The organism is Mesorhizobium sp., assembly GCF_017306585.1.
In the GTDB taxonomy this organism is placed as follows: domain Bacteria; phylum Pseudomonadota; class Alphaproteobacteria; order Rhizobiales; family Rhizobiaceae; genus Mesorhizobium.
The window spans coordinates 1-22,855 of the sequence record NZ_JAFKIC010000220.1 but is presented as its reverse complement, the minus strand read 5'-3'; the positions used below and the strand labels follow the sequence as shown (position 1 = coordinate 22,855).

The 22,855-nt window shown below is 62.9% G+C and carries 20 protein-coding genes; 14 read left to right on the top strand and 6 right to left on the bottom strand.

Annotated features, from left to right (window positions below):
* Positions 1–212: 212 nt before the first annotated feature.
* The 6 genes from J0I79_RS27055 to J0I79_RS27030 all read left to right on the top strand — a co-directional run bounded on the left by J0I79_RS27055 (position 213) and on the right by J0I79_RS27030 (position 6,242).
* Complete coding sequence (locus J0I79_RS27055) at positions 213–1,181, top strand: UbiA prenyltransferase family protein (protein ID WP_292866649.1); 969 nt, start codon at positions 213–215, stop codon at positions 1,179–1,181.
* Between the two features lie 5 nt (positions 1,182–1,186).
* Positions 1,187–1,576 carry a GtrA family protein gene (locus J0I79_RS27050; protein WP_292866647.1) on the top strand — a complete coding sequence of 130 codons (390 nt, stop codon included), beginning with the start codon at positions 1,187–1,189 and terminating at the stop codon, positions 1,574–1,576.
* A gap of 29 nt (positions 1,577–1,605) precedes the next feature.
* On the top strand, positions 1,606–2,325 hold the full coding sequence (locus J0I79_RS27045) for an HAD-IB family hydrolase (RefSeq protein WP_292866645.1): 720 nt from the start codon (positions 1,606–1,608) through the stop codon (positions 2,323–2,325).
* A gap of 143 nt (positions 2,326–2,468) precedes the next feature.
* A complete protein-coding gene (locus J0I79_RS27040; protein WP_292866643.1) occupies positions 2,469–3,251 on the top strand; it encodes a class I SAM-dependent methyltransferase in 783 nt (260 codons plus the stop codon).
* On the top strand, positions 3,248–4,948 hold the full coding sequence (locus tag J0I79_RS27035; protein WP_292866641.1) for a hypothetical protein: 1,701 nt from the start codon (positions 3,248–3,250) through the stop codon (positions 4,946–4,948). Before J0I79_RS27040 ends, J0I79_RS27035 begins: the two co-directional genes overlap by 4 nt.
* A gap of 271 nt (positions 4,949–5,219) precedes the next feature.
* The gene (locus tag J0I79_RS27030; RefSeq protein WP_292866639.1) at positions 5,220–6,242 is read left to right on the top strand and encodes a glycosyltransferase family 1 protein; all 1,023 of its coding nucleotides are present in this window, start codon (positions 5,220–5,222) and stop codon (positions 6,240–6,242) included.
* A 156-nt stretch (positions 6,243–6,398) separates the two neighbouring features.
* On the opposite strand, the gene J0I79_RS27025 is transcribed toward J0I79_RS27030, so the two are convergent.
* From J0I79_RS27025 to J0I79_RS27015, 3 genes are all read right to left on the bottom strand, one after another.
* The gene (locus tag J0I79_RS27025; RefSeq protein ID WP_292866637.1) at positions 6,399–6,758 is read right to left on the bottom strand and encodes a tRNA-binding protein; all 360 of its coding nucleotides are present in this window, start codon (positions 6,756–6,758) and stop codon (positions 6,399–6,401) included.
* 12 nt (positions 6,759–6,770) lie between these two features.
* Positions 6,771–7,271, bottom strand: a complete 501-nt coding sequence (locus J0I79_RS27020) for a YbjN domain-containing protein (protein WP_137932476.1) — start codon at positions 7,269–7,271, stop codon at positions 6,771–6,773.
* A 318-nt stretch (positions 7,272–7,589) separates the two neighbouring features.
* The gene (locus J0I79_RS27015; protein ID WP_137932475.1) at positions 7,590–7,892 is read right to left on the bottom strand and encodes an accessory factor UbiK family protein; all 303 of its coding nucleotides are present in this window, start codon (positions 7,890–7,892) and stop codon (positions 7,590–7,592) included.
* A gap of 213 nt (positions 7,893–8,105) precedes the next feature.
* On the opposite strand from J0I79_RS27015, the gene J0I79_RS27010 reads away from it, so the two are divergent.
* The 7 genes from J0I79_RS27010 to J0I79_RS26980 all read left to right on the top strand — a co-directional run bounded on the left by J0I79_RS27010 (position 8,106) and on the right by J0I79_RS26980 (position 14,214).
* The gene (locus J0I79_RS27010) at positions 8,106–8,342 is read left to right on the top strand and encodes a BrnA antitoxin family protein (RefSeq protein WP_292866634.1); all 237 of its coding nucleotides are present in this window, start codon (positions 8,106–8,108) and stop codon (positions 8,340–8,342) included.
* Between the two features lie 141 nt (positions 8,343–8,483).
* Positions 8,484–9,344: a prolipoprotein diacylglyceryl transferase gene (lgt, locus tag J0I79_RS27005; protein ID WP_292866632.1), complete on the top strand. Its 861-nt coding sequence runs from the start codon at positions 8,484–8,486 to the stop codon at positions 9,342–9,344.
* On the top strand, positions 9,341–10,429 hold the full coding sequence (locus tag J0I79_RS27000; protein WP_292866630.1) for a class I SAM-dependent methyltransferase: 1,089 nt from the start codon (positions 9,341–9,343) through the stop codon (positions 10,427–10,429). The genes lgt and J0I79_RS27000 overlap by 4 nt, the downstream gene beginning before the upstream one ends.
* Positions 10,430–10,531: 102 nt before the next feature.
* Positions 10,532–11,326, top strand: coding sequence for a peptidoglycan editing factor PgeF (gene pgeF, locus J0I79_RS26995; RefSeq protein WP_292866628.1), 795 nt, complete (start codon positions 10,532–10,534; stop codon positions 11,324–11,326).
* Positions 11,326–12,477 carry a Xaa-Pro peptidase family protein gene (locus J0I79_RS26990; protein WP_292866626.1) on the top strand — a complete coding sequence of 384 codons (1,152 nt, stop codon included), beginning with the start codon at positions 11,326–11,328 and terminating at the stop codon, positions 12,475–12,477. Before pgeF ends, J0I79_RS26990 begins: the two co-directional genes overlap by 1 nt.
* Positions 12,478–12,520: 43 nt before the next feature.
* Positions 12,521–13,135 carry a hypothetical protein gene (locus tag J0I79_RS26985; protein WP_292866624.1) on the top strand — a complete coding sequence of 205 codons (615 nt, stop codon included), beginning with the start codon at positions 12,521–12,523 and terminating at the stop codon, positions 13,133–13,135.
* A 143-nt stretch (positions 13,136–13,278) separates the two neighbouring features.
* The gene (locus tag J0I79_RS26980; protein WP_292866622.1) at positions 13,279–14,214 is read left to right on the top strand and encodes a ribose-phosphate pyrophosphokinase; all 936 of its coding nucleotides are present in this window, start codon (positions 13,279–13,281) and stop codon (positions 14,212–14,214) included.
* Between the two features lie 246 nt (positions 14,215–14,460).
* On the opposite strand, the gene J0I79_RS26975 is transcribed toward J0I79_RS26980, so the two are convergent.
* Entirely contained in the window at positions 14,461–15,180 is a 720-nt protein-coding gene (locus J0I79_RS26975) for an FkbM family methyltransferase (RefSeq protein WP_292866620.1), read from the bottom strand.
* Positions 15,181–15,822: 642 nt separating this feature from the next.
* On the opposite strand from J0I79_RS26975, the gene J0I79_RS26970 reads away from it, so the two are divergent.
* The gene (locus J0I79_RS26970) at positions 15,823–16,068 is read left to right on the top strand and encodes a hypothetical protein (protein WP_292866618.1); all 246 of its coding nucleotides are present in this window, start codon (positions 15,823–15,825) and stop codon (positions 16,066–16,068) included.
* 69 nt (positions 16,069–16,137) lie between these two features.
* Here the strand turns inward: J0I79_RS26970 and J0I79_RS26965 are convergent, their stop codons facing one another.
* Together J0I79_RS26965 and J0I79_RS26960 are read right to left on the bottom strand one after the other, a co-directional pair.
* Positions 16,138–22,152: an Ig-like domain repeat protein gene (locus tag J0I79_RS26965; RefSeq protein WP_292866616.1), complete on the bottom strand. Its 6,015-nt coding sequence runs from the start codon at positions 22,150–22,152 to the stop codon at positions 16,138–16,140.
* Positions 22,153–22,581: 429 nt separating this feature from the next.
* On the bottom strand, positions 22,582–22,855 hold a 274-nt coding region (locus J0I79_RS26960), incomplete at its 5' end, for an AraC family transcriptional regulator (RefSeq protein WP_292866614.1).

The following is a 22,855-nucleotide window of genomic DNA, read 5'->3' as shown; positions in this document are numbered from 1 at the left end:
GCATCAAAACAAGGACTTAAGGCGACCTGAGAACAGGTTTATTTGCGCTGCGAACAGCAATTCATCATCTCTTGACGCGGAAACTGCTGCCCTTGAAGTGATTGCCGTGGCAGTCCCCAATTCGCAAAATATTAAGTCATAAAACCCTACCATGCGAAGCAGACGCATTCGTCTTCCAAAAGACCCCCTCGATGTCTGCAAGGTGGAACACAATGAACGCGCTCATGACAGCGGTCCGACTGCCGTTCGCAGAGATGGTCGCGATCGCCCGGCCAGACCATTGGTTCAAGAACGTTTTCATGATCCCGGGCCTGGTAATCGGCCTGCTGTTCGTGCCTGAAGTCCGTCCGGATATCGTTCTCGCGGTCATAGCTGGCTTCATCTCTACCTGCCTCGTCGCTTCCGCCAATTACACCATCAACGAATGGCTCGATGCGGAATTTGACCGCCATCATCCCCTGAAGCATAAGCGGCCGGCAGCCCAGGGAAAATTGATCGCACCCCAAATTCTCGTTCAGTATATCGTCCTTTCAGTGACCGGCCTTGCCTTGGCGTCGACGGTCTCCAAGGACTTCTTCATCATCAGCAACTTCCTTTTGATGATGGGGATATTTTACAATGTTCGACCGTTCCGGACCAAGGACCGGCCCTACATGGATGTACTTTCCGAGTCGATCAACAATCCACTGCGCCTGCTTCTTGGTTGGTTCATTGTCGTCGACGGCAGTTTTCCGCCATCGTCCGTGCTGATGGCCTACTGGATGGGCGGCGCCTTTCTCATGGCGATCAAACGATATGCCGAGTACCGCTTTATCGGGGATCGGCAGCGCGCCAGCCTCTATAGGCGATCCTTTGCCGGATACACCGAGAAGACCCTGCTCCTGTCAGGCTTTTTCTACGCGAACACGGCGAGCTTCTTTCTCGCGATCTTCCTCATAAAGCACAGGATCGAGTTCGTCCTTTCATTCCCGCTCTTTGCGGTGCTCTTCGTCTGGTATCTTTCCATTGGCATGAAAAACGAGTCGGCGGCGCAGAGGCCCGAGAAGCTTTTCCGCGAGACGCCTTTCATGGCCTATGTCGGCTTCCTGGTCGTGGCCGTTGCCATCATGCAGTTCGTCGATATGCCCTTTCTTTATCCGTTGCTCGATGTGCAGCAGGTTGGCAGGCCTGTCGGAAACTGACGGACATGCCAACCAGCCAGATCATGCGTTACGGGATTGTTGGCCTGACTGCGGTCGCAATCCACTATGCCGTCCTGATTACCCTGGTGGAACTGGCCGACATGAGGAAGCTGGTCGCCTCCATCATCGGATTCTGCGCTGCCATCCCCTTCAATTATTATTTCCAGCACCGCTGGGTTTTTCGATCCAGAAATGATCATAGCCTCGCGCTGACGCGCTATATGATCGTCACGACTCTTGGCCTGGCGATCAATTCAATTGTGTTTCATACCGGGCTGGCGGTCGGGCTTCCGTATCTCCTGGCGCAGGCTGTCGCGATCTTGCTCGTGACGGCGTTCAATTTCATCGCCAACCGTTTCTACACGTTCACCGCTTATTCCGCGGTGCAGCGGTGACCGCTCAAACATCCGACAACAACACCGTCATGGCCGTCTATGACCTGGACGGTACGATCACGCGGTCCGATACCTTCGTGCCCTTTCTGCTCGGCTTTCTGGCAAAAAATCCCGCTCGAATTTTCCGCTGCGTGTTGCTTCCCGTCCATGCGCTGGCTTTCTGGACTGGTCTGCGCGGCAACAGCTGGGCCAAGCAGAAATTCCTGACACTGATATGCGGCGGCGCCAGCCGGCGCGCATTGGCCGACTACAGCGCCGATTTCGCCGCCAGGGTTTGCCGGAATAGGATTTTGCCGGGTGCAGTCGCCTCGATGGAAGCACACCGTGCACGCGGCGACCGCCTGGTTCTCATAACCGCGAGTCCGGATCTTTATGTCGACGGGATCGCGCGACATCTGGGGTTCGACGATGTCATTGCCTCGAAGGTCGCGTGGCGAACCTCGGGCCACCTCGGCGCGATCCTGGATGGGCGGCTCGATGGTGAAAACTGTTACGGAGCCAAAAAGGTCGAAAGGCTAAGGAGCTTCCTGGCCAACGACAGGTGCAATTTGCCGATCGTCGCCTATTCGGATCATGCAAGCGACCTGCCGCTTCTTACGTTCGCCGGTTCTGGCTATGTGATCAACCCCAAGCCCGCCATGCGCGAGCTGGCCTGGACCCACGGCCTTCCGGTGCTGGACTGGTCCGGCGCACGCCAACCGGCCCGGCGCACGTCTCGCTACCTGCGCATTCCTCGGATGTTTCCATGACGGATTCCGTAGGCAAGCCGGCTCATGGCGGTGGTGGTTCGTGCTGGGTTTGCGGCTCGGCCAAGACGGTTCTGGTTCGCCCATCAACCATTCCCGAGAAAATCACGGCCGACGCTTTCGCCATTACCGACGCAAACTATGGAGTGACGGCAGCCATTTTCCGCTGCGAATGCTGCGGCTTCCTGCAATGCCCGGAAACCACCGACGTGCTCGCACTTTACGAGGACATGGAGGATCCCGGATACACGCAGACCGCGGGTCCGCGAGCCCTGCAGGCGCGCAGGCTGGTGAAGCTCGTCGGGGCCTTCTGCCCGGCTCCTGCCCGACTCCTGGATGTAGGCGCGGGCATCGGCCTGCTTCTCGATGAAGCTGAAAAACGAGGCTTCAGCGCGGTTGGCGTTGAACCGTCGCGCTGGCTGTCAGCCAGGGCCCAACAAGGCGGGCATGAGGTTCACTGCGGGGTCCTGCCTCACAAGGATATAGTCGGGCCATTCGATGCCGTCTGCCTTATCGATGTGATCGAACATGTTTCCGATCCCGTCGGACTGTTGCGAACGATCCGCGACGTGATGGCCCCGGACGGAAAGCTCATTATGGTCACGCCGGATGTGAAATCCGTGATGGCGCGCCTCATGGGCAGGAACTGGTGGCATTTCCGCGCGGCCCATATCGGATATTTCGACAGGACAACGCTGGAGAAAGCATGTCGCGCCGCTGGATTGAGGCCAATCCATGTGTCTCGTCCCTGCTGGTATTTCAACGCCGACTATTTGTGGGACCGTGTGATGGCCTATCTACCGGTGCGATTGCGGCTCAAGGCCCCGCGCATGCTTGCGCGGTTGACGGTGCCGCTCAACCTTTATGACTCCATCCTGTTCGTCGTGGAGCCTGTCGGCTCGGGCGACGAAAAACGGTCAACGCAATGAACAGAAGCGACGAGAGCACCCTGCCGGCCACGGCAATATCGGAACTGGACGCCACCTTTCGGGGGTCGCGGCTTCCGGTGACAGTGCTTCATCTGGCCATTTGCCTGGCGGCGATCGTGCTCACCACGATCGCGATACAGCTCTATGCCTACAATTATAAACACGCCTGGGTCAGCAGTCATTTTGCGGTCATGGCGAGGACATTCAACGTCGCGGGACTTTTCGATCTCGGGCTGGTTCCAGTGCAGAACAACGCCCCGCTGACGACCTCCCCTGATGCCTATCTGCACTGGCCTCCGCTCTATCCGATACTTCTTGCGCTGTTTTTCCGGGTTTTTGGCGAGGGTGTCGTCACGCATCACCTGTCGTCCGTTGCCCTCAATGTCGCATCGGCGGCCCTGATCTGGCGCAGCTTTGCTGGCCAGCCTGACAAGATCGCCGCAGGCCTTGCCGCGCTGACATTTCTAGGCGCCCCGATCATGTTCCACTTTGGCTTTGCGGGCCTTCATCTGCATCTGGCGATCATGCTGACGGTGCTCGCACTGACGCTCTTTGCAACAAACACGGGTGCGGCGGCGCGCGCCATGGATAAGTCGCATCGGCGGGTCATGCTTGGTATCGGTGCCTTTGCGTATTTTTCGGCGGTAATGACGTCGTGGGAGCCGCTGCTGGCCGCACCCGCTTTTTGCTTCTTTGCTTTGCGCGATCGCCACAGGCAGACAACGCTGGCGCTCACCTTGTTCGGCCTCGCGGCCGTGGCAGCTTTGCTATTCATCCTCCTGCTCTACGGTTCGGGGTACCCACATTTTGTGGAAAGACTCTGGAACCGCGCGATGATGCGTTCCGGCATGTCCACGGCCGTCTATCCGCCCGGCTACACGCCGCACGACATTCAGGACATAGTTCTTGCCAATTCAGCCTACCCTTGGACGTACTACCTTTGGAGTTTGCTTCCGGAACGCATGGTGACCTTCGGCTTTATCGGCTTGCTGGGCCTGGCAGGCGGTCTTGCAAGCATGGGCGCGGCGGCCAGTCTGCCGAGGCCTGCGATAGCGATCTATCTAGGTTCGCTGAGCATGTTCTGCCTGTGGTCGATCCTGATGCGTAACCACATGTCCATACACGAATACGAAATGCTGATCCTGTTGCCGGCCGCAGCCAGCGGCGCGGGCCTTTCGTTCGTGCGATTCCTCTCACGTCCGTATGGCGACCAGCAGGCAATCGTGAGTGGCGCAAACCCGGCTTCTCCAGGGGCCATGACGGCAAAAGCTTCCCGTCGCGGTGCGCTCGCCTGCTTCGTGGCCCCGGTTCTGGTCGCCTCGTTGTCCTATATGACCGTCCGAGATATCTTGACGAGTTTCACGCCAAGTTCCCCAATGATCGCCCTGGCCGAGTTGTCACGAGAACAACTGCCCGACAATGCGATCATCGTGACGCCCTACCCCGATATGGTTTTCGTCTATTATTCCGGCCGCCATGTCATCCGCTCGATCGAAAGTGAGGGCGTCCTCGACCGTGAGCAGGGAGCGATACTGGCTTTATGTCCGACGTGTTCATTCTACCTCGTGGCCGATAAGGCCTCGGTTGATGCCTTTCCGTCCTACAAGCTGACGAAGCCACTGGCAGAAATTCCCGATACCGGTGCCATCTGGCGGCTCAATGGAGTTCTTGGCGCAAACCGCGACACAGGCAACTGAACCGCCGATCGGGCGCGTAAAGGATCTTGCTCTGTTTCGGCGGGCCAAACCGGTTCGATGATAGTCCGGCCGCGCCGCGTCTTCATCCGCCCGTCATGAAACCATGGTCAAGAGCGCGCATGAAACGCGCGACATCGATTGATTCGGTTCCGTCGCCTCACTTCGACCCCGTGCCCGCCCGGGTGCGCTGGAGCGAAGCGAGGGCCGCGGGCTGGTCGCCGTTCCGCCATCGCCTCAAGGCCGCCGCCGACCTTTCCAGCAAAGGGCCGCCATGCGCATATTGATGGTCACCGACGCCTGGCGCCCGCAAGTCAATGGTGTGGTCCACACGCTGGAGCGGCTGACCGAGACGCTGAAATCCTACGACGTCGCGGTCGATTTCCTGACGCCGAACATCTTTCGCACCTTGCCCTTGCCGACCTACCCCGACATCCGCCTGGCGCTGACCACGCCCGGCCATGTCGCGCGCCTGATCGATGGCTACAAGGCCGACCATATCCACATCGTCACCGAAGGTCCGCTCGGCATCATGGCGCGGCGCTACTGCCGCAATGCCGGCCGGCCTTTCACCACCAGCTATCACACCCGCTTTCCTGAATATCTCAGCGCCCGCCTGCCGGTGCCGGAAAGCTGGGCCTATCGCTGGCTGCGCGATTTCCACAATTCCGGCCAGGGCACGCTGGTCGCCACGCAGTCGCTGGCCGACGATCTGACGGCGCGCGGCTTCAACAAGCTGCGCCCCTGGACGCGCGGCGTCGACACCGACCATTTCCGGCCCGACAAGAGGAAAGACCTTGGCTTTCCCGGACCGGTCTTCCTTTGCGTCGGCCGCGTCGCCATCGAAAAGAACCTTTCCGCCTTCCTCGATCTCGACCTGCCCGGCAGCAAGGTGGTCGTCGGCGAAGGCCCGGAACTGGCGAAGCTCAAGGCCCGCTACCCCAACGCCCATTTCCTCGGCCATCGCCCGAATGACGAACTGGCCGAAATCTATGCCTCGGCCGACGTCTTCGTCTTCCCCAGCCGAACCGACACGTTCGGCAATGTCATCATCGAGGCGCTGGCCAGCGGCACGCCGGTAGCGGCCTATCCTGTGACCGGGCCGATCGACATCGTCGGCGACGGCTTTGGCGGCGCGGTCTCGAACGATCTGCGCGAGGCGTCCCTTGCCGCGCTCAACGTCGACCGCGCCCAGGCCAGGGAACGCGCCATGCGCTACAGCTGGAAAGCCTGCGCGGAAATGTTCCTCGACACGGTCGAGGAAGCGCTGGGAACGACGCGCAAGCTGGCGGCTTGATCGAACAAGCACCTGGATACATTGAGATTCAGGTCAGGCCGAGCCGAGAACGGTGGGCTCCGAGAACCGGAGCGGAGCGTACTTTTGGGTACGTGAGCACCGGAAGCGCAGGAGAGCGCCGTTCGCAGGCCGGCCTCACCTGAATATCAATGCATCCTAGAACAGCCGCCCGCCATCCGGCACCTTGCGCTCGATGGCGCCGAGCACGACGGCCCCCTCTTCATCGGGAAAACCGAGCGTCAGCACTTCCGACATGAACGGACCGATCTGGCGCGGCGGGAAATTGACCACCGCGAACACCTGCCGGCCGATCAACGTTTCAGGCGTATAGTATTTGGTGATCTGCGCCGAGGATTTCTTGATGCCGATCCCCGGTCCGAAATCGATCCTGAGCTTGAACGCCGGCTTGCGCGCTTCCGGAAACGGCTCGGCCTCGACGATCGTGCCGGCACGGATGTCGACACGATCGAAATCGGCGAAACTGATCTCCGGCTTACGCTCTTTGCTCGAACTCATCCTGCCCCGACCTCAGGCGTTTCCGAAGGTCTCGAACAGCACGCCCGCCAGCGCATCCTTGGCCGAGGTTCCCGACCAGACGACGAACTGGAAAGCCTGGAAGTAGCATTCGCAGGCTTCCAGCGCGGACGACAGGAGCACCTCGACCTGCTGGCTCGAAGGTTCCACCCCGCCGGCCAGAAGCAGCGACTGGCGGAACATGATCGCGCCTTCCTGCTCCCAGAGGTCGAAATGGCCGAACAGCATCTGTTCGTTGATCAGCGAGAGCAGGCGCATCACTTCCAGCGCGCGCGCCTCCGGCACCTTGATGTCGAAGGCGCAGGCCAGGTGCAGCGCTTCAAAATCCTCCATCCAGGAGAAGGAGACGTGATAATCGGTCCAGCTTCCGGCAACCGAGATCGAGATTTCGTCATCGCCGGCCCGTTCGAAGGACCAGTCATTGTTGTGGGCCACCTGCTCGATCACATCCACCGGATGGATTTCGCGGGACAATTCGAGTTCGAGAAGTTCCATGGAATGCTTCCTGTGTTCAGGGGGAGCGCCACACGCTCCGCGGGGCACACACGACGAACAATCTTGTCTTGAACTCGGACGGCCGGGGGCTCTCGACGCAAAGACCCCAGACCGGACCCCACCGCCCGGCGCATGACCCTGCTCCGAATCATGCAACAAATTCAGTCTATTGATCGGGAGTCGCGTGAACAGCCCAATTTTTCGCACTGCGTCATTCGCATGTGGAAAGGTGGCTGTCACAAAGAGTCACGCAATGCCGGTAAGCGATTCACGGCAAAGCGATTTTCAGGCTGGTGCTTTGTGGAAAAGTTTAACGAATTATTTTTTTGGCTTTGGCTTGGCCGAGGCCGCAGGTGTGGCCTGACCGGTCAGTTCGGCGATCCTGGCTTCGAGCGCTTCGATGCGTTCGGCAAGTTTGCCGTTCTCTTCCCTGGCCTTGGCGGCCATTTCGCGCGCGGCTTCGAACTCCTCGCGCTGCACCACGTCCATCGAATTGAGGATACGCTCGGCCTGGCCCTTGAAGGCTGTCTCCACCTCACGGCGCACACCTTGAGCGGCGCCGGCGGCGTCGGTCATCAGCTTGGCGAATTCATCGAGAATGCGGTTCGGTCCGGTCGACATGGCAAATCCTCGCTTGCTCGAAAATGACGTAGTGGCGCGGCGCGCCGAATGCAAGAACGTTGAGGGCCGGTGCGGCCTCTGCGTTGCTATGGCGCATGGCACTCCCGTGCCCGCCGCGCGTCCTCAAGCGGCCCAAGCTGTACTTAGGGACGCCAAATCGCCTATGTCTTGTCATCTTGCGTGGCATCGCCACGCCCTAGTGAGGAACTAACAATGGCAACGCCCCCGCGCCGACCCACAAATCCGATGGAAGCCGCCGAAGCCGTCTTCAAGCCGGTCAAGAAGCCGGTTGAAGCACCGCCTCGCCAGCCGTCGGCCGCCCCGAATGTCCGCGAGCTTGTCTCGATCAAGATCGACCGAGCCGTGCTCGACCATTTCCAGGAAGACGGTCCCGGCTGGCAGGACAGGATCAACGACGCGTTGCGTCAGTGGGTTGCCGCGAAGACCTAGACATCAGGTTCGCCCGGCGGGCCTCGCTGTCCGGCCCTTGAAATGATCCTGGTGGAGGGTGAGCTGACGACACCCGCCTTGCCTTGACCCTGCCAAAACCCTGCCGCATGGTCCGCGCCGATCGCAACCGAGAGCTTCCCTTTGAACGAATATTTCCTGCTGCCGCTGGCCTCGCTGCCCTTCCCCAACATCAATCCGATCCTGATCCAGATCGGGCCGCTGGCGGTGCACTGGTATGGCGTCGGCTACATCGTCGGCATCCTGTTTGCCTGGTGGTACGCCAAGCGGCTGGCCGCCAATCCGAAGCTTTGGCCTGATGGCGTCCTCCCGATGAAGCCCGAGGATCTCGACGATTTCATCGTCTGGGCCGCCATCGGCGTCGTGCTGGGCGGGCGCACCGGCTACGTGCTGTTCTACGATCTGGCGCGCTACATCGCCCACCCGCTCGACATCTTCGCGGTGTGGCAGGGCGGCATGTCGTTCCATGGCGGCCTGCTCGGCGTCATCCTCGCCATGACGCTGTTTTCCATCAAGCGCGGCATCCGCACCTGGTCGCTGTTCGATGTCGTTGCCACCGGCGTGCCGGTCGGGCTCGGCCTCGTGCGCGTCGCCAACTTCATCAACTCCGAACTCTGGGGCCGGCCGAGCGACGTGCCGTGGGCGATCGAATTCCCCAATGGTGGCCCCTTCACCCGCCATCCCAGCCAGCTTTATGAAGCCCTGCTCGAAGGCGTGGTGTTGTTCCTGGTGCTGCGCATCCTCACCCATTCGCGTCTGAAGCTGAAGACGCCGCGCTTCGTCGGCGGCGCTTTCATCTGCGGCTATGGTCTCTCGCGCATCTTCGTGGAGTTCTTCCGCGAGCCCGACCAGCAGCTCGGCTATCTCCTTGGCACCAACTGGCTGACCATGGGCATGATCCTGTCGACGCCGATGGTGCTGGCCGGCATTTGGGCGATGGCGACGGCCAAGCCGGTGCCGCAGGCGCAGCCACAGGCGACATGACGCGGCTGAAGACCCGCATCGTCGACCTGATCGAGGCGGTCGGACCGCTTCCCGTCAACGAATACATGGCGCTGTGCCTGTTCGATCCCGCCGACGGCTACTACACGACGCGCGAGCCCTTTGGCGCGGCCGGCGACTTCATCACCGCCCCGGAGATCAGCCAGATGTTCGGCGAACTCGTCGCCGTCTGGCTCTACCAGGCCTGGATGGCGATCGGCCGGCCGACGCCGGTCACCATCGCCGAGATCGGTCCCGGCCGCGGCACGCTGATGAAGGACATGCTGCGCACCCTGTCGCGGCTCGACCCGACGCTGGCCAATGGCGCCGGCTTCGCCATGATCGAGACCAGCCCGCGCCTGACCGAAATCCAGAAGCAGACGCTCGGCACGACGCCGTTCGCGATCCGCTGGCACGAAACCATCGAGGCGCTACCCGATCAGCCGCTGCTCATCGTCGGCAACGAGTTGTTCGATGCGGTTCCTGTCCGGCAGTTCGTGCGCGTGGGCCAGGGCTGGCGCGAACGCGTTGTCGGCCTCGATGACAAGGACGCGCTTTGCTTCTTCGCCGGCGCCGGCTCGGTTGATCCGACGCTTTTGCCGGCCGATGCCGACGATGCACCGCAAGGTGCGATCGCGGAACTGGCGCCGGCGCGCACGGCCCTGATGGCCGCCATCGCCGGGCGGATAGCCCGCCACGGCGGCGCCGGGCTGTTCCTCGACTACGGCCACCTCCAGCCGGGTGTCGGCGACACGCTGCAGGCCTTGCGCCGGCACGGTCACGAAGATGTGCTGGCCAATCCCGGCGAAGCCGACCTCACCTCCCATGTCGATTTCGCCGCCCTGGCCGCGACCGTGCGCGCGCATGGGCTCAACGTCCATCTGTCGACGCAGGGTAACTTCCTGCTTGGCATGGGCATCCTTGAGCGCGCCGGCCGGCTCGGCGCGGACGCCACCCAGGCCGTGCGTGACAAAATATCAGGCGATGTCGAACGCCTCGCCGGGCCGCAGGCCATGGGCGATCTGTTCAAGGTGCTTGCGGTATTGCAGCCCGGCGCGACGTTGAGGCCATTTGCGACGGCGGATTGACTTTTCACCGCCGCGCCTCCCAATCTCCCGTCCGTAGAAATGCGGCCGGACCGCCGGCCGCTTTTTCTTGACGAAACCTGCCACACGGACAACAACGCCCGCATGCTTATTCAGACCAAACCGGATCCCGTTCGGTCGCCGCTGCTGGACAAGGCACGGGCACAAGGCATCCGCCACGGCTATTTCACCCGCACCGGCGGCGTCTCGACAGGCATCTATCAGGGCCTCAACATCGGCTCCGGATCGGATGACGATCAGGCGCTGGTTGCCGAGAACCGCCGCCGTGTCGCCGACTGGATGGGCGTGCCGGCAAGCCATCTGTTGACCGCCTGGCAGATCCATTCGCCCGATGTCATCGTCGCCCGTGAGCCTTTCGCCGGCGAGCGGCCCAAGGCCGACGCCATCGTCACCGACCGGCCCGGCATAGCCATCGGCGCTTCGACCGCCGATTGCGGCCCGGTCCTGTTCGCCGATGCCGGCGCGCGCATCATCGGCGCGGCGCATGCCGGCTGGAAAGGTGCTTTCACCGGCGTGCTGGAAAACACCATTGCCGCCATGGAGGGCCTCGGCGCCCGCCGCGAGAACATCGTCGCCGTGCTTGGCCCTTCGATCGGTCCCGACAATTACGAGGTCGGGCCGGAATTCGTCGCCCGCTTCGTCGAGGCCGACAGCCGGAACGCACGCTATTTCGCGCCTTCGGCGAATGCCGGCCACTCGATGTTCGACCTCAATCGCTACACGATCGACCGGCTTCTCGAGGCCGGCGTGAGCGCCGAGGGCCTCGGCCGCTGTACCTATGCGGAAGAAGATCTTTTCTACTCCTACCGGCGCACCACGCACCGCGGGGAACCCGATTATGGCCGGCAGGTTTCGGCAATTGTTTTGGAGAATGAATAATGGCGCTGCATTTTGAACGATCCGAATTCGACGCGCGGCGCGACCGGCTGATGATCGAGATGGCCGAGAAGAAGCTCGACGCCATCCTGCTGTTCGCGCAGGAGAGCATGTACTGGCTGACCGGCTACGACACGTTCGGCTTCTGCTTCTTCCAGTGTCTGGTGGTGAAGGCCGACGGCTCGATGGTGCTTCTGACCCGTTCGGCCGACCTGCGCCAGGCACGTCAGACCTCGATCATCGACAACATCGTGCTGTGGACAGACCGCGACGGCGCCAACCCGGCGGTCGACCTGCGCAACCTGCTCAACGAACTCGACCTGCTCGGCGCCCGCATCGGCGTCGAGTACGACACGCATGGCCTGACCGCCTATAATGGCCGCCGGCTGGACGAGCAGCTACAGACATTCGGCCAGATCGCCGACGCCTCCGGCATCGTCGGCCGGCTGCGCCTGTTCAAGAGCCCCGCCGAGATCGCCAAGGCCGAGAAAGCCGCCAATCTCTCCGACGACGCGCTCGACGCCGCGCTGCCGCTCATCAAGCAGGGCGGCGACGAGGCGCTGATCCTGGCCGCCATGCAAGGCGCGATCTTCGCCGGCGGCGGCGACTATCCGGCCAACGAGTTCATCATCGGCTCCGGCGTCGATGCGCTTCTGTGCCGCTACAAGGCCGGCCGCCGCAAGCTCACCAAGAACGACCAGCTGACGCTCGAATGGGCCGGCGTCTTCCACCACTACCACGCGCCGATGATGCGCACGGTGCTGACCGGCAAGGTCTCCAAGCGCCATCAGGAGCTTTTCGATGCCGCGCGTGCGGCACTTCTCGCCGTCGAAAAGGCGATGACGCCGGGCAACACCTTCGGCGACGTGTTCGACGCGCACGCCCGCACCATGGAAGCGCACGGCCTGACCAAGCATCGGCTGAATGCGTGCGGCTATTCGGTCGGCGCCCGCTTCACGCCGTCCTGGATGGACATGCCGATGTTCTACCAGGGCAATCCGGAGCCGATCGCGCCCAACATGACGCTGTTCGCCCACATGATCATCATGGATTCCGAGACCGAGACGGCAATGACGCTTGGCCGCACCTACCTCACCACCGAATCCCAGCCGAAGCCGCTTTCCCGCCATGATCTCGACTTGATCGTGCAGTGAATCCATAATGGGAGGCGTTATTCGCCAAGGAGTTAGAAGGCAAATGAGACGATCGCATGTGACGACCGTGTCATTGCTCGTGGCATTGGCGCTTGCCGCCTGCACCAACGCAAAAGACGTTCTCGAACCCTCCGCCATCACCCCGCCGGCCGCCTCGGCGACGCCGGCGCCGGCTACGCAAGGCAGTGTCGGCGCCGTTGCCGCCCCTGCCGCGACGACGGCCGGCGCTCCTGCCGCCGCCACCGCACCAGCCCCGAGCGCTGCCGTCCTTGCCAAGACGCGCCTGCAGATCGCGCCGATCGTCGGCGCTTCGGTGGATGCCGCCACGCCGCTGACGGCGGAGCTGCAGGCACGCGCCAAGCAGCGCGGCATCACGCTCGCCGGCAGCCAGGACCAGACCGCGACCCATGTGCTGAAGGGCTATTTCTCGACCATGTCCGAGGGCAAGGACACCACCGTCATCTATGTCTGGGACGTCTATGACCCCTCCGGCAACCGGCTGCACCGCATCAACGGCCAGATGAAGGCGCCTTCGGCGAATTCGGGCGCCGGCGCGGGCGCCGACAGCTGGAAGGCGGTGGCGCCCGCGACCATGCAGGCGATCGCCGATCAGACCATCGACCAGTTCGCGGCGTTTCTCGGCGGCAGCGCGGGCTGAGGTGTTGCCCGCCGGCGACGCGAAGCTTTCTTGGGATTAGCCGGCGGATTCCCGCTTGCAATACCGGCGCGGGCCGCTAAAAGCCCGGTTAAAGGGCGCAGGCGAGTCTGTTGGGGCTCTCCATCCTCCACCAGGAACGGTGCATGAAACTCTTCGCAGGCAATTCCAACAGGGTGCTGGCTGAAGCGGTCGCCCGCTATCTCAACATCCCGCTGGGCAAGGCCAGTGTCAGGCGCTTCGCCGACCAGGAAATCTTCGTCGAAATCCAGGAAAACGTGCGCGGCGAGGACGTCTTCGTCCTCCAGTCCACCTCTTTCCCGACCAACGACCATCTGATGGAACTGCTCATCATGGTCGATGCCTTCATGCGCTCCTCGGCCAGGCGCATCACGGCCGTCATCCCTTATTTCGGTTATGCACGACAGGATCGCCGGGCATCGGGCCGCACGCCGATCTCGGCCAAGCTGGTCGCCAACATGATCGCCCGCGCCGGCGTCAACCGCGTCCTGACGCTCGACCTGCATGCCGGCCAGATCCAGGGTTTCTTCGACATTCCGACCGACAATCTGTTCTCGGTCCCGGTCATGGCCCGCGACGTGAAGGCCAAATACAAGCAGCTCGGCAACGTCGTGGTCGTATCGCCCGACATTGGCGGCGTGGTGCGGGCGCGTGCGCTGGCCAAGCGCTTCGACGCCCAGCTCGCCATCGTCGACAAGCGCCGTGAGCGGCCCGGCGAATCGGAAGTCATGAACATCATCGGCGCCGTCGCCGGCAAGGACTGCCTGCTGATCGACGACATCGTCGATTCCGGCGGCACGCTGTGCAACGCCGCCGACGCGCTGCTGGCCAATGGCGCCACTAGCGTCACCGCCTACATCACCCATGGCGTGCTGTCGGGCGGCGCGGTGGCCCGCATCAGCGGCTCGAAGCTGCAGGAACTGGTGATCACCGATTCCATCCAGCCGACGCAGGGCGTGCTCGACGCCCCCAACATCCGTGTCATCTCGATCGCCGACCTGATGGGCGAGGCCATCTCGCGCACCGCCACCGAGGAATCGGTGTCGAGCCTGTTCGACTAGAGCAATTCCAGGAAAAGTGTGAAACGGTTTTCCGTCCGGAATTGCGTAAAAACAAAGAGTTAGAGCGGTTCGGCGATTCCATCAAACGCTGAACCGCCCTAAAGCGCGGCGCGTGAAAACGGATTCACACGACGCGCTTTAGGTCGTTTTCTGATGCATGTCGTTGTCGCAAAACCGAGGTCACTTTTGCGCGACATGCATTGGTTCCTCACGTTGGGAAAGCAGCCTTCATGTCGATGGCAGAGGCTATATCCACCTGCTTATCCGCGTGCCGGCTTCCCGAAATTCATGCATGATTTTGCGCTCCACGGCGCCGTTGTTCCGCCTTTCGGAATTACTCGCATAATGAGAGTGGAATTCCACATAGGCAGCGTGGAGATCGCGATGGGTCCCGGAACGGATCATATCGTCAAGAATGTCGTACTCAGCCCCTTCCACATCGAGTTTGAGAACGACCACATCGTAGAGCCCACGCCTGTCCCGAACCATCTGTGAGAGCGAAAACGTTTCGACAAGGTCCGCCGCGAATGGTTGCGATTGATACAGACCCGCATTGTGGCTCTGGACTATCGAGCACCCTTCATGGGTGGGTTCCGACCGGTCTGGAGGGGGACCGAATAGTTCGGCATAGCCGTCTTTCACGCTTGCCGCCTTGGCGATGATCTCCATCGCCGCTTTTTCCGAGCGCAATGCCTGAAGGTGCGGCAGGCAATTCTTGTTGGGCTCGACAAGAACATAGTCGTAGCGGTCGAGCGTGTAATACCGGGAAAAGAACTTATACCCTTGGCCGATGTTGGACCCGCAATCGATAAACAATCCGCGACTTTGTCGCGTTTCCCCAAGCTTGGACAATGCCTGCCTTGCGTCGACAGCGACGCGGCGATGAAGCCTCTGCGTCCTGATCGGCTCGCTCAGGGATAAGGCAGACAACTGCAGGAACCGGCCAAGGCCCTCGGTTCTCAGCACATCCGCTACTTGCCTGATGCCTCGGCCCCGACCCATGACCGGTTTCGCCGTTCTGCCCGCGCTGAACAAAGATCGGGCTCTCTCGCCGAACGACGCTACCCCGATATTGTTGCGGGCAAATGACAGTCCAATGGGCAAGAAGGCCTGATAGCCAAGGCGGTCGCCGGTCGGGCGCCAGAGCTCCTGTCACAGCGCAGTCACCTTGGCGCGCTACGGTCGCCGGAACAGTCGAGCTTTTGCCCGCGATACGGAGAAAGGCTGTGAGTGTTCTCCCACAAGGCGACCCTATTGGCCTCGAAGCTTGTGTGCAGCTGACGCCGGGTTTTGGCGGCTGGTTTGTCCGCGTGGTCGAAAATGACCGAGAGACCTTCCACCAATTTGTGCTGAGATCCCAGGCAGTTGCTTTCGCGGGACGCGAGGAGATACGCCTCGGGCTGGCTCACCGGCCCACAGGACACGTCCCACATCTCAAATACGCTGGCCTATCGCAAGGACCCGCGTTCTTCAGGATGATCAGAACCTTCTTCGGTGCTGGAAAGTGACGGGTTGGAACGCCCGCGCAATATCCGCACCGAGGAACCAGGGAAGCTGCCGCCCATTTTGATGTGATGGGATCGGACAGCGGAAAGCAGAAGCGAAGTGATGTTTGTTCAAGATGCCGAAGTGCAGCGACTGAACACCTTGGTCGTCCAGTACTGCAAAATTCGAAAGAAGCGGCGTCAGATGGTCTCAATCAACCAGGCTGAAACCGCGATCCGAGAAGTGATGCCAAATTTGCCCGTCAGCGGGGAAGCGTTCGAACTCATAATCGCTGCATGCGCGGCCGAACATGGTCTCGCAATCCTTTTCGACGGCAATGGCTCCTACGGTCCCCAAGAGCGAAACTAAAGCCGCGAGCCGCGGCGTTTCCGGGGAGAGCTGGAGCCGTTCGGCGATTCCATGAAACGCCGGACAGCTCTAGAACCTGTTGCTGACGCCGGCCTTTGCCCCGACAGACTGCTGGCCATCACCCTCGATATTGAGCAACAGGCTGGCGTCGATCATCCAGGCATTCTGGGTTTGCAGCGCCAGGCCGGCCGAGAATGAACCGAAGGCACCGGAACCGTCGAGACCTGAAAAGCCACCCGTCACCCCGAGCTTGGGCGTAAACACCATGTCGTTGCCGAGCGTAAACGACCGGGTGACTTCCGCCGCGAGGCTGACCCGGAACTGTTCCTCGTCGAAGCCTTCAAGGGAAATCGTGTCGCCGGCAGCGTTCTTTACCGCATAGTCGTCGACCCTTTCGGAGAAGTAGAGAGCCCTGAGCCTCGGGGTTAGAACCGTGTCCCCGCCCAATTGCCATTCTCCGGTGACCGATGTGTCGACCATCCAGCGCTTGGTGTCGAAAGAGCCGTCCCAGAAGGCCGTGTCGATGTTGTTGGCCGAGCCGCCGTAGAGCAGGCTCGTATCCCAGAATACGCCCTTGCCTATTTCGAACGAGGCATAGGGGCCGGCAAGCCAGCCATTGCCCGTCAGCTTGGCATCCTCGTTTGTCGGGTCCGTCATGCGGTCGTAGTGGAAGGACAGGCCGACCAGCGCCTTTTCCGAAAGGAGATAGTCGGCGCCCAGGCTGACCATCGCGAAATTGCCCCAGCGGTTGTCGTCGTTCTGCTCGCCATGGTGCAGCATGAACGTGCTGTCGATCCAGATGTTGAATAGCGGGGCATGGCCGGAGGCACCGTCCGCATTGTCCCTGGCGGATTCCAACTGTGCCAGGCTGGAGGAGAAACTGCCGGTAAAGCCGGTTTCCGACGGCGCCATGCGGGCGGAGAGAGGGTCGGTGGCGTTTTCCATTCGCCGCCGTTCCAGAAGGCCCGGCACCTTGATCGTCGAGGAGATCATGCTCTGGCGCGAGCGGACGAAGCCGTGCACGAGACTATCGATTTCGTCCGTGACCTCGGCGGCATCGTAGCCGAGCTTGTAGGTCACGGTTCCAGTGTTGGAAACGCCGAGCGCACTGGTCAGGGTGAAGCCCACCTTCGCCGTGCCGGAATAGGCCGGGTTCGGGACGAACTTCAGATACCAGGCGAGAGGCGTAGGGCCTAGAGCAGCGAATTCGCCCAGGACGATGCTCGCCGTGCCGGCATTCGCCGGCTCGACGAAAACCAGGTCCGCCGAGGTGAATGGGCCGCCGGTGGCACCGACTTCCAGGTTGACGTTGCCAGGCGATCCGCCAGCCGACACGTCGATGCTCTTGTCGGTGACGGTGACGGCGCGTTGCCTGACCTTGATCGTATAGCTTGCCGTTCCGGTGGCGCCGTCGCCATCTCGGACTTCGATGGTGAAATTGTAGTCCTTCGCCTCCGCGCCCGCGTCGAGCGGACCGGTGAGTTCGCCCGACGAGAGGAGCGTCATGCCTTGGGGCAAAGCCCCGGAGGTGAGACTATAGGTCAGCGTACCATTTCCGCCTGTCGCGGAAATCGGTTGGCTATAGTCCTCGCCTGCCATGGCGTCCTTCAAGGCGCCGCCGGCGGGGGAGAAGGTGAAGACCGGAGTCGGCTTGACCGTGACGGTGATGGCGGACGAGGTGACGGCGGCATTGTCGGCGTCGCCAGTGTATTCGGCGGTGATGGAATGCCCGCCGACGCTCAGCGACGCGGTCGAGTAGGTCGCCGTCGTCCCGGACACCGTGCCGGTCCCGAGCGTGGTCGAGCCGTCGGTGAAGGTGACGGTTCCGGTCGGCGACGTGCCGCCGGTCAGTTCCGCGGTGAATGTTACCGAAGCGCCGAATACGGGGTTGCTGTTGGAAGCCGAGACAGTGAGCGTCGGCACGGCCTTTGCGACCGTGACGGTGATCGCAGCCGATGTCGCGACGGCATTGTTGGCGTCACCGGTATATTCGGCGGTGATGGAATGCCCGCCGACGGTCAGCGCCGTGGTCGAATAGGTCGCCGTCGTCCCGGAAATCGTCCCGGTCCCAAGGGTCGTCGAACCGTCCTTGAAGGTGACGGTTCCGGTCGGCGACGCACCGCCGGTAAGCTCCGCGGTGAATGTTACCGAAGCGGCGAATGCCGGCGCGCTGTCGGACGCCGAGACAGTGAGCGTCGGCACGGCCTTCGCGACCGTGACGGTGATCGCAGCCGAGGTCGCGTCGGCATTGTCGGCGTCACCGGCATATTCGGCGGTGATCGAATGCCCGCCGACGGTCAGCGCCGTGGTCGAGTAGGTCGCCGTCGTGCCGGAAATCGTGCGGGTCCCGAGCGTGGTCGAGCCGTCCTTGAAGGTGACGGTTCCAGTCGGCGACGCGCCGCCGGTCAGCTCCGCGGTGAAGGTCACCGAAGCGCCGAGCACCGGGGCGCTGTCGGATGCGGAGACGGCGAGCGTCGGCGTGGCCTTTGCGACCGTGACGGTGATGGCAGCCGAGGTCGCACCGTTATTTTCGGTGTCGCCGGCATATTCGGCGGTGATCGTATGCTCGCCGACACTCAGCACCGTGGTCGAATAGGTCGCCGTCGTTCCGGAAATCGTGCCGGTCCCGATCGTGGTCGAGCCGTCCTTGAAGGTGACGGTTCCGGTCGGCGATGCGCTGGCGGTCAGTTCCGCGGTGAAGGTCACCGAAGCGCCGAGCGTCGGAGCGCTGTCGGAAGCGGAGACGGAGAGGGTCGGCGTTGCCTTGCCGACCGCGAAGCTTTGCTGGATCTGCGGCGCCGGGTTCCAGTTTGAGTCGCCAGGCTGATCGGCGTTGATGACGCAGGTGCCCGTGCTGGTGAAGGTGACGGTGTCGCCCGCAACCTCGCAGCCCGTGCTGGAACCGTCGAGCGAATAGGACACGCCCAGACCGGCAGTGCTCGAAGCCGCTATCGTGTAAGACGCCCCGCCCGCCTTCGCGCCGGTCGGCGCGGTCGAGGTAAAGCCGATCGTCTGGTTGCCTTTGGCGATCGTCACCGTGGTGACGGGCGTCGTCGCGGTTACCGACGGACCCTGGCTGTCGGTAACCTGGACGATATAGCTGAACGAGCCCGCCACGGTCGGCGTACCCGAAACCGTGCCCGTCGCCGGATTGAGGCTCGTGCCCGGCACGAATGCGCCGGCATTGAGCGCATAGCTATAGGGGGTGAGACCGCCCGAGGCCGTGTTGGCCTGGGAATAGGCAACGCCCACCTGAAGGCCCGTGGCGGCAGCCGGCGTTATCACCAGAGTGGCCGGCGTCACCGTGAAGCTCTGCAGGACGTCGCTCGCCGGGCTCCAATCGGCGTCGCCCGCCTGGCTGGCGGTGATCGAGCAGAGACCAAGGTCGACCAGCGTCACAGTGGTGCCGGAAACGGTGCAGACGGCCGGCGTGGTCGAGGCGAAAGCGACCGTCAGGCCGGAACTCGCGGTAGCCGAGAGCGGCGGCGGAGTCGACGACAACGAGATGTTGGACAGGGGATCGAAGCTGATGGTCTGGGTGCCCGAACCGACGACGATCTTATAGCTCTGGGTCACGGTATAGGGGCCGCCGCTGCCTGCGGTCGAACTGTCGGTCGCGGTGATGTCGAAATCGAACGTGCCGGTGGCGGTCGGCGTGCCCGCAAGTGTATTGCCCGCCAAGGTCAGCCCGGGAGGCAGTGTGCCGCTGGTGCTCGCATAGCCATAGCCCGACGTGCCACCATTTGCCGTGAAGCTTTGTGAGTAGCCGGTGCCGACGGTACCGCCCGGCAGCGAGCCGGCGGCCGGCGACAGGCCGATCGTCGGCGCGGCGATGCTGAGCGTGAGCGAGCCGGTCAGCTGGGTGAAGGGGCCGGTGCCCATCGAACTGTCGGTCACTTCGGCGGTGAAGATGAAGGCGCCGCTCGCCTCTGGCGTGCCGCTGATGGAGCAATTGGAATTGAGCTGCGTGCCCGCGGGCAACGCGCCCGACGCCGGCGTCGTCGAGCAGCTATGGGGCGTCCTGCCGCCGGTGGTGTTGATCTGCACACCCGAGAGCGCAGTGCCGCGCGTGCCGCTGCCGGTCAGCGTCGACGTAAGCGCGGGGTCGCTCACCGGCACTGTAACCGTCGCCGGACTTGACGTGCCGCCGAGATTGGTCGCCGTGAAGGTGAAGCTGTCATTGCCGCGAAATCCGGTTGGCGCGCTATAGGTGACGAGCCCCGCGGAATTGACGGAGACCGAACCGCCATTGGCCGTGGTCGCCGAGCCCACCGCATAGCTGGTCGGGCTGTTCGTGACATGGCCGGCAACGCTGAAGTTCACCGCCGTGGCATTGTACGCGACCGCGGACGCCGTAAAGGAACTCCCGACCGGAGCCGCGACATAGGTGAAGCTGGTCGAAGCCGAGCCACCCGGCGTCGTGACGACCACACTGACCGCGCCGGCGGCATGGGCCGGCGTGGTGAAGGTGACCGTGGTTGCGTCGGCGCCGGTCGGGGTCACGGACGCGCCGCCCACCGTCAGCGTCGCACCGGTCAGGTTGGTGCCGGTCAGCGTCACCCCGGTCCCGCCCGCCGTCGGACCGCTCGCCGGCGAAGACGCGCTGATCGTCGGTGCCGCGACGTAAGTGAACTGGTCCGCCGCGCTGGTCGCACTGGTGCCGCCGGGCGTCGTGACGATGACGTCGACCGTACCCGCGGTGCCCGCGGGTGACGTGGCGGTAATCTGCGTGTCGGTGACGATCGTATAGGTCGCGGCATTGCCGCCGAACGTGACCGCGCCTGCCGGCGGGGCTGCGAGGAATCCGCTGCCGGTGATGGTCACCGAGGTGCCGCCGGCGGTCGGGCCGGAGGTTGGCGAGATCGCCGTGACCGTCGGCAGCGCGAGATAGGTATAGTGATCGGCCGCGCTGGTCGTGCTGGTGCCGCCGGGCGTCGTGACGGTGATGTCGACCGTGCCCGTCGTGCCGGCGGGCGCCGTCGCGGTGATCTGGGTATTGCTGTCGATCGTATAGCTTGCCTGCGTCGCGCCGAAGAGCACCGCGCCGGTTGCGTTCGCCGTCGAGAAGCCCGTGCCAGTGATCGTCACCGAGTTGCCGCCTCCGGTCGGACCGGAAGCCGGCGAAACGGCGGTGACGGTGGGCACCGGCGGTGAGACGGTAAGCAGGAAGGTCTGGGATGCCGAACCCGCTGCCGGGGTAGTCACGGTGACGGTGAAGGTGGTGGCGGTGAGCGCGGCCGTCGGCGTGCCGGTGATCGCGCCCGTGCCGGTGTTGAACGAAAGGCCTGTGGGCAGCGTGCCGCCGCTCAGCGCGTAGGTGTAGGTTCCGCGGCCGAAGGATGCCGTGACCGGCGTGAAATTCATCGGCGAGCCGATCGTGCCGCTGGCCGTGGCGATAGCCTGCTTCGCCTGGACGCCGCAATAGACCGTCCAGGTCACGGTACCGCCTGGGCCGCTACCCGGAATCGTAGCAGAAGGCGTTACCGCACGGGCGTCCACCGGCAGGGTGAATGATCCATTGCCTCCGGTCGATGTGGCAGGCACGATATCGATGCCGAGGCCACTCAGTCCCGAATAGGTCAGCCTGGCAGTGATAGAAGGATCTGAAACCGTATAGGAGTAGTAGAGAACAGTTCCCAACGCGTAGTTGGTAATGCCGGTCTGACCGCCTGGAGGCGCCGCTCGAGTGACGGGACCGGCGGTGATGACATAGGCGCCGTTGTCATAATCGGTGGGATTGTTCTTCAGATAGTTGCAGCCATCGCCATCGGCTGCCCTTGCCGCGATCGGCGAGAGCAGGATCAGGATTGCCGACAGCGCGAGCACCACGGCGTGCCCCTTGCGTCCGAAGCTGCCCGCCAGCGAACCAAGATCGGGAAGCCGCCCCGCCAGCGCGGCGAAGAGCGGTCGCTTCGAGGTTCGCGGTTGCGCGTTCCCGGCGATCCGCTGGCTGATCCACATGCGAGCCGGCAGGAACAAAGCGCCGAGGATCACGAACAGGCGCCCGAGCCACGTCCAGGCTCCCCTATGTCCGCCTTCAAACAGCGCGCGGATGTCCCGCGCAGCCTTGAGCCCGTTGGCCATGTTCAGACTGTCCCACCCGTAGGAACCGTCCCTGCCGGCAAGCGCCGCAGGTCCGGTGCAACCCCATATTCTCTAACCTGCTGACGCCTTGCGGAGTCAGCCTGGCCTCTAAGCCCCCTTAGAGAAGAATCCTATTGTAAAGAAGAATTGATTTCACTCAAGTGGGTAGTTCTCCAAATTATACAATATAACCTTTGCCGGCATACTCTTTTGTCCGGCAGCGTTACCCCTCATGGCTGGATTAGGCGCGAAGAACGGCCCCGGTGGAAAGCGTCATCTCTGGATGAACTGACGTTCGTCTGCGACAGGTTGGTGCCGAAACAGGAGCTGCGACCCGTCGATCCGTTGGGCCCGCACAGGTTCTTCAGGCGAAAATCGGCCCGAAAACCTCGCAACAAGGACACGCGGCGCGAACTACGGCCGATCCCACTATGCTCTCGGCGGCAACAGTCTGGTTCCGGCATCCGGCGCTGGCCGCCGCGGGCTTTCCCCGCTGTCGCGCGCGCCGCGCATGTAGCCGCGCGGCGAGGAGCCGAGCATGCGCTTGAACATGGTGATGAAGGCCGGCACGCTGTCGTAGCCCAGATCGAGCGCCACCCTGGTGATCGGCTCGCCGTCGGCGAGTCTCGGCAGGGCGGCGAACAGGCAGGCCTGCTGGCACCATGTCGACAGCGACAGGCCGGTCTGGCGCTGGAAGGCGCGC

Bases quoted from the DNA above. Each gene is read 5' to 3' on its own strand.
- J0I79_RS27000 (WP_292866630.1), top strand. From the start codon at position 9,341: ATGACGCGGCTGAAGACCCGCATCGTCGACCTGATCGAGGCGGTCGGA.
- J0I79_RS26970 (WP_292866618.1), top strand. From the start codon at position 15,823: ATGTTTGTTCAAGATGCCGAAGTGCAGCGACTGAACACCTTGGTCGTC.
- J0I79_RS26965 (WP_292866616.1), bottom strand. From the start codon at position 22,152: ATGGCCAACGGGCTCAAGGCTGCGCGGGACATCCGCGCGCTGTTTGAA.
- J0I79_RS27050 (WP_292866647.1), top strand. From the start codon at position 1,187: ATGCCAACCAGCCAGATCATGCGTTACGGGATTGTTGGCCTGACTGCG.
- J0I79_RS26990 (WP_292866626.1), top strand. From the start codon at position 11,326: ATGGCGCTGCATTTTGAACGATCCGAATTCGACGCGCGGCGCGACCGG.
- J0I79_RS27045 (WP_292866645.1), top strand. From the start codon at position 1,606: ATGGCCGTCTATGACCTGGACGGTACGATCACGCGGTCCGATACCTTC.
- J0I79_RS27015 (WP_137932475.1), bottom strand. From the start codon at position 7,892: ATGTCGACCGGACCGAACCGCATTCTCGATGAATTCGCCAAGCTGATG.
- J0I79_RS27020 (WP_137932476.1), bottom strand. From the start codon at position 7,271: ATGGAACTTCTCGAACTCGAATTGTCCCGCGAAATCCATCCGGTGGAT.
- J0I79_RS26985 (WP_292866624.1), top strand. From the start codon at position 12,521: ATGAGACGATCGCATGTGACGACCGTGTCATTGCTCGTGGCATTGGCG.
- J0I79_RS27055 (WP_292866649.1), top strand. From the start codon at position 213: ATGAACGCGCTCATGACAGCGGTCCGACTGCCGTTCGCAGAGATGGTC.
- J0I79_RS26980 (WP_292866622.1), top strand. From the start codon at position 13,279: ATGAAACTCTTCGCAGGCAATTCCAACAGGGTGCTGGCTGAAGCGGTC.
- J0I79_RS27025 (WP_292866637.1), bottom strand. From the start codon at position 6,758: ATGAGTTCGAGCAAAGAGCGTAAGCCGGAGATCAGTTTCGCCGATTTC.
- J0I79_RS27010 (WP_292866634.1), top strand. From the start codon at position 8,106: ATGGCAACGCCCCCGCGCCGACCCACAAATCCGATGGAAGCCGCCGAA.
- J0I79_RS27030 (WP_292866639.1), top strand. From the start codon at position 5,220: ATGCGCATATTGATGGTCACCGACGCCTGGCGCCCGCAAGTCAATGGT.
- pgeF (WP_292866628.1), top strand. From the start codon at position 10,532: ATGCTTATTCAGACCAAACCGGATCCCGTTCGGTCGCCGCTGCTGGAC.
- J0I79_RS27035 (WP_292866641.1), top strand. From the start codon at position 3,248: ATGAACAGAAGCGACGAGAGCACCCTGCCGGCCACGGCAATATCGGAA.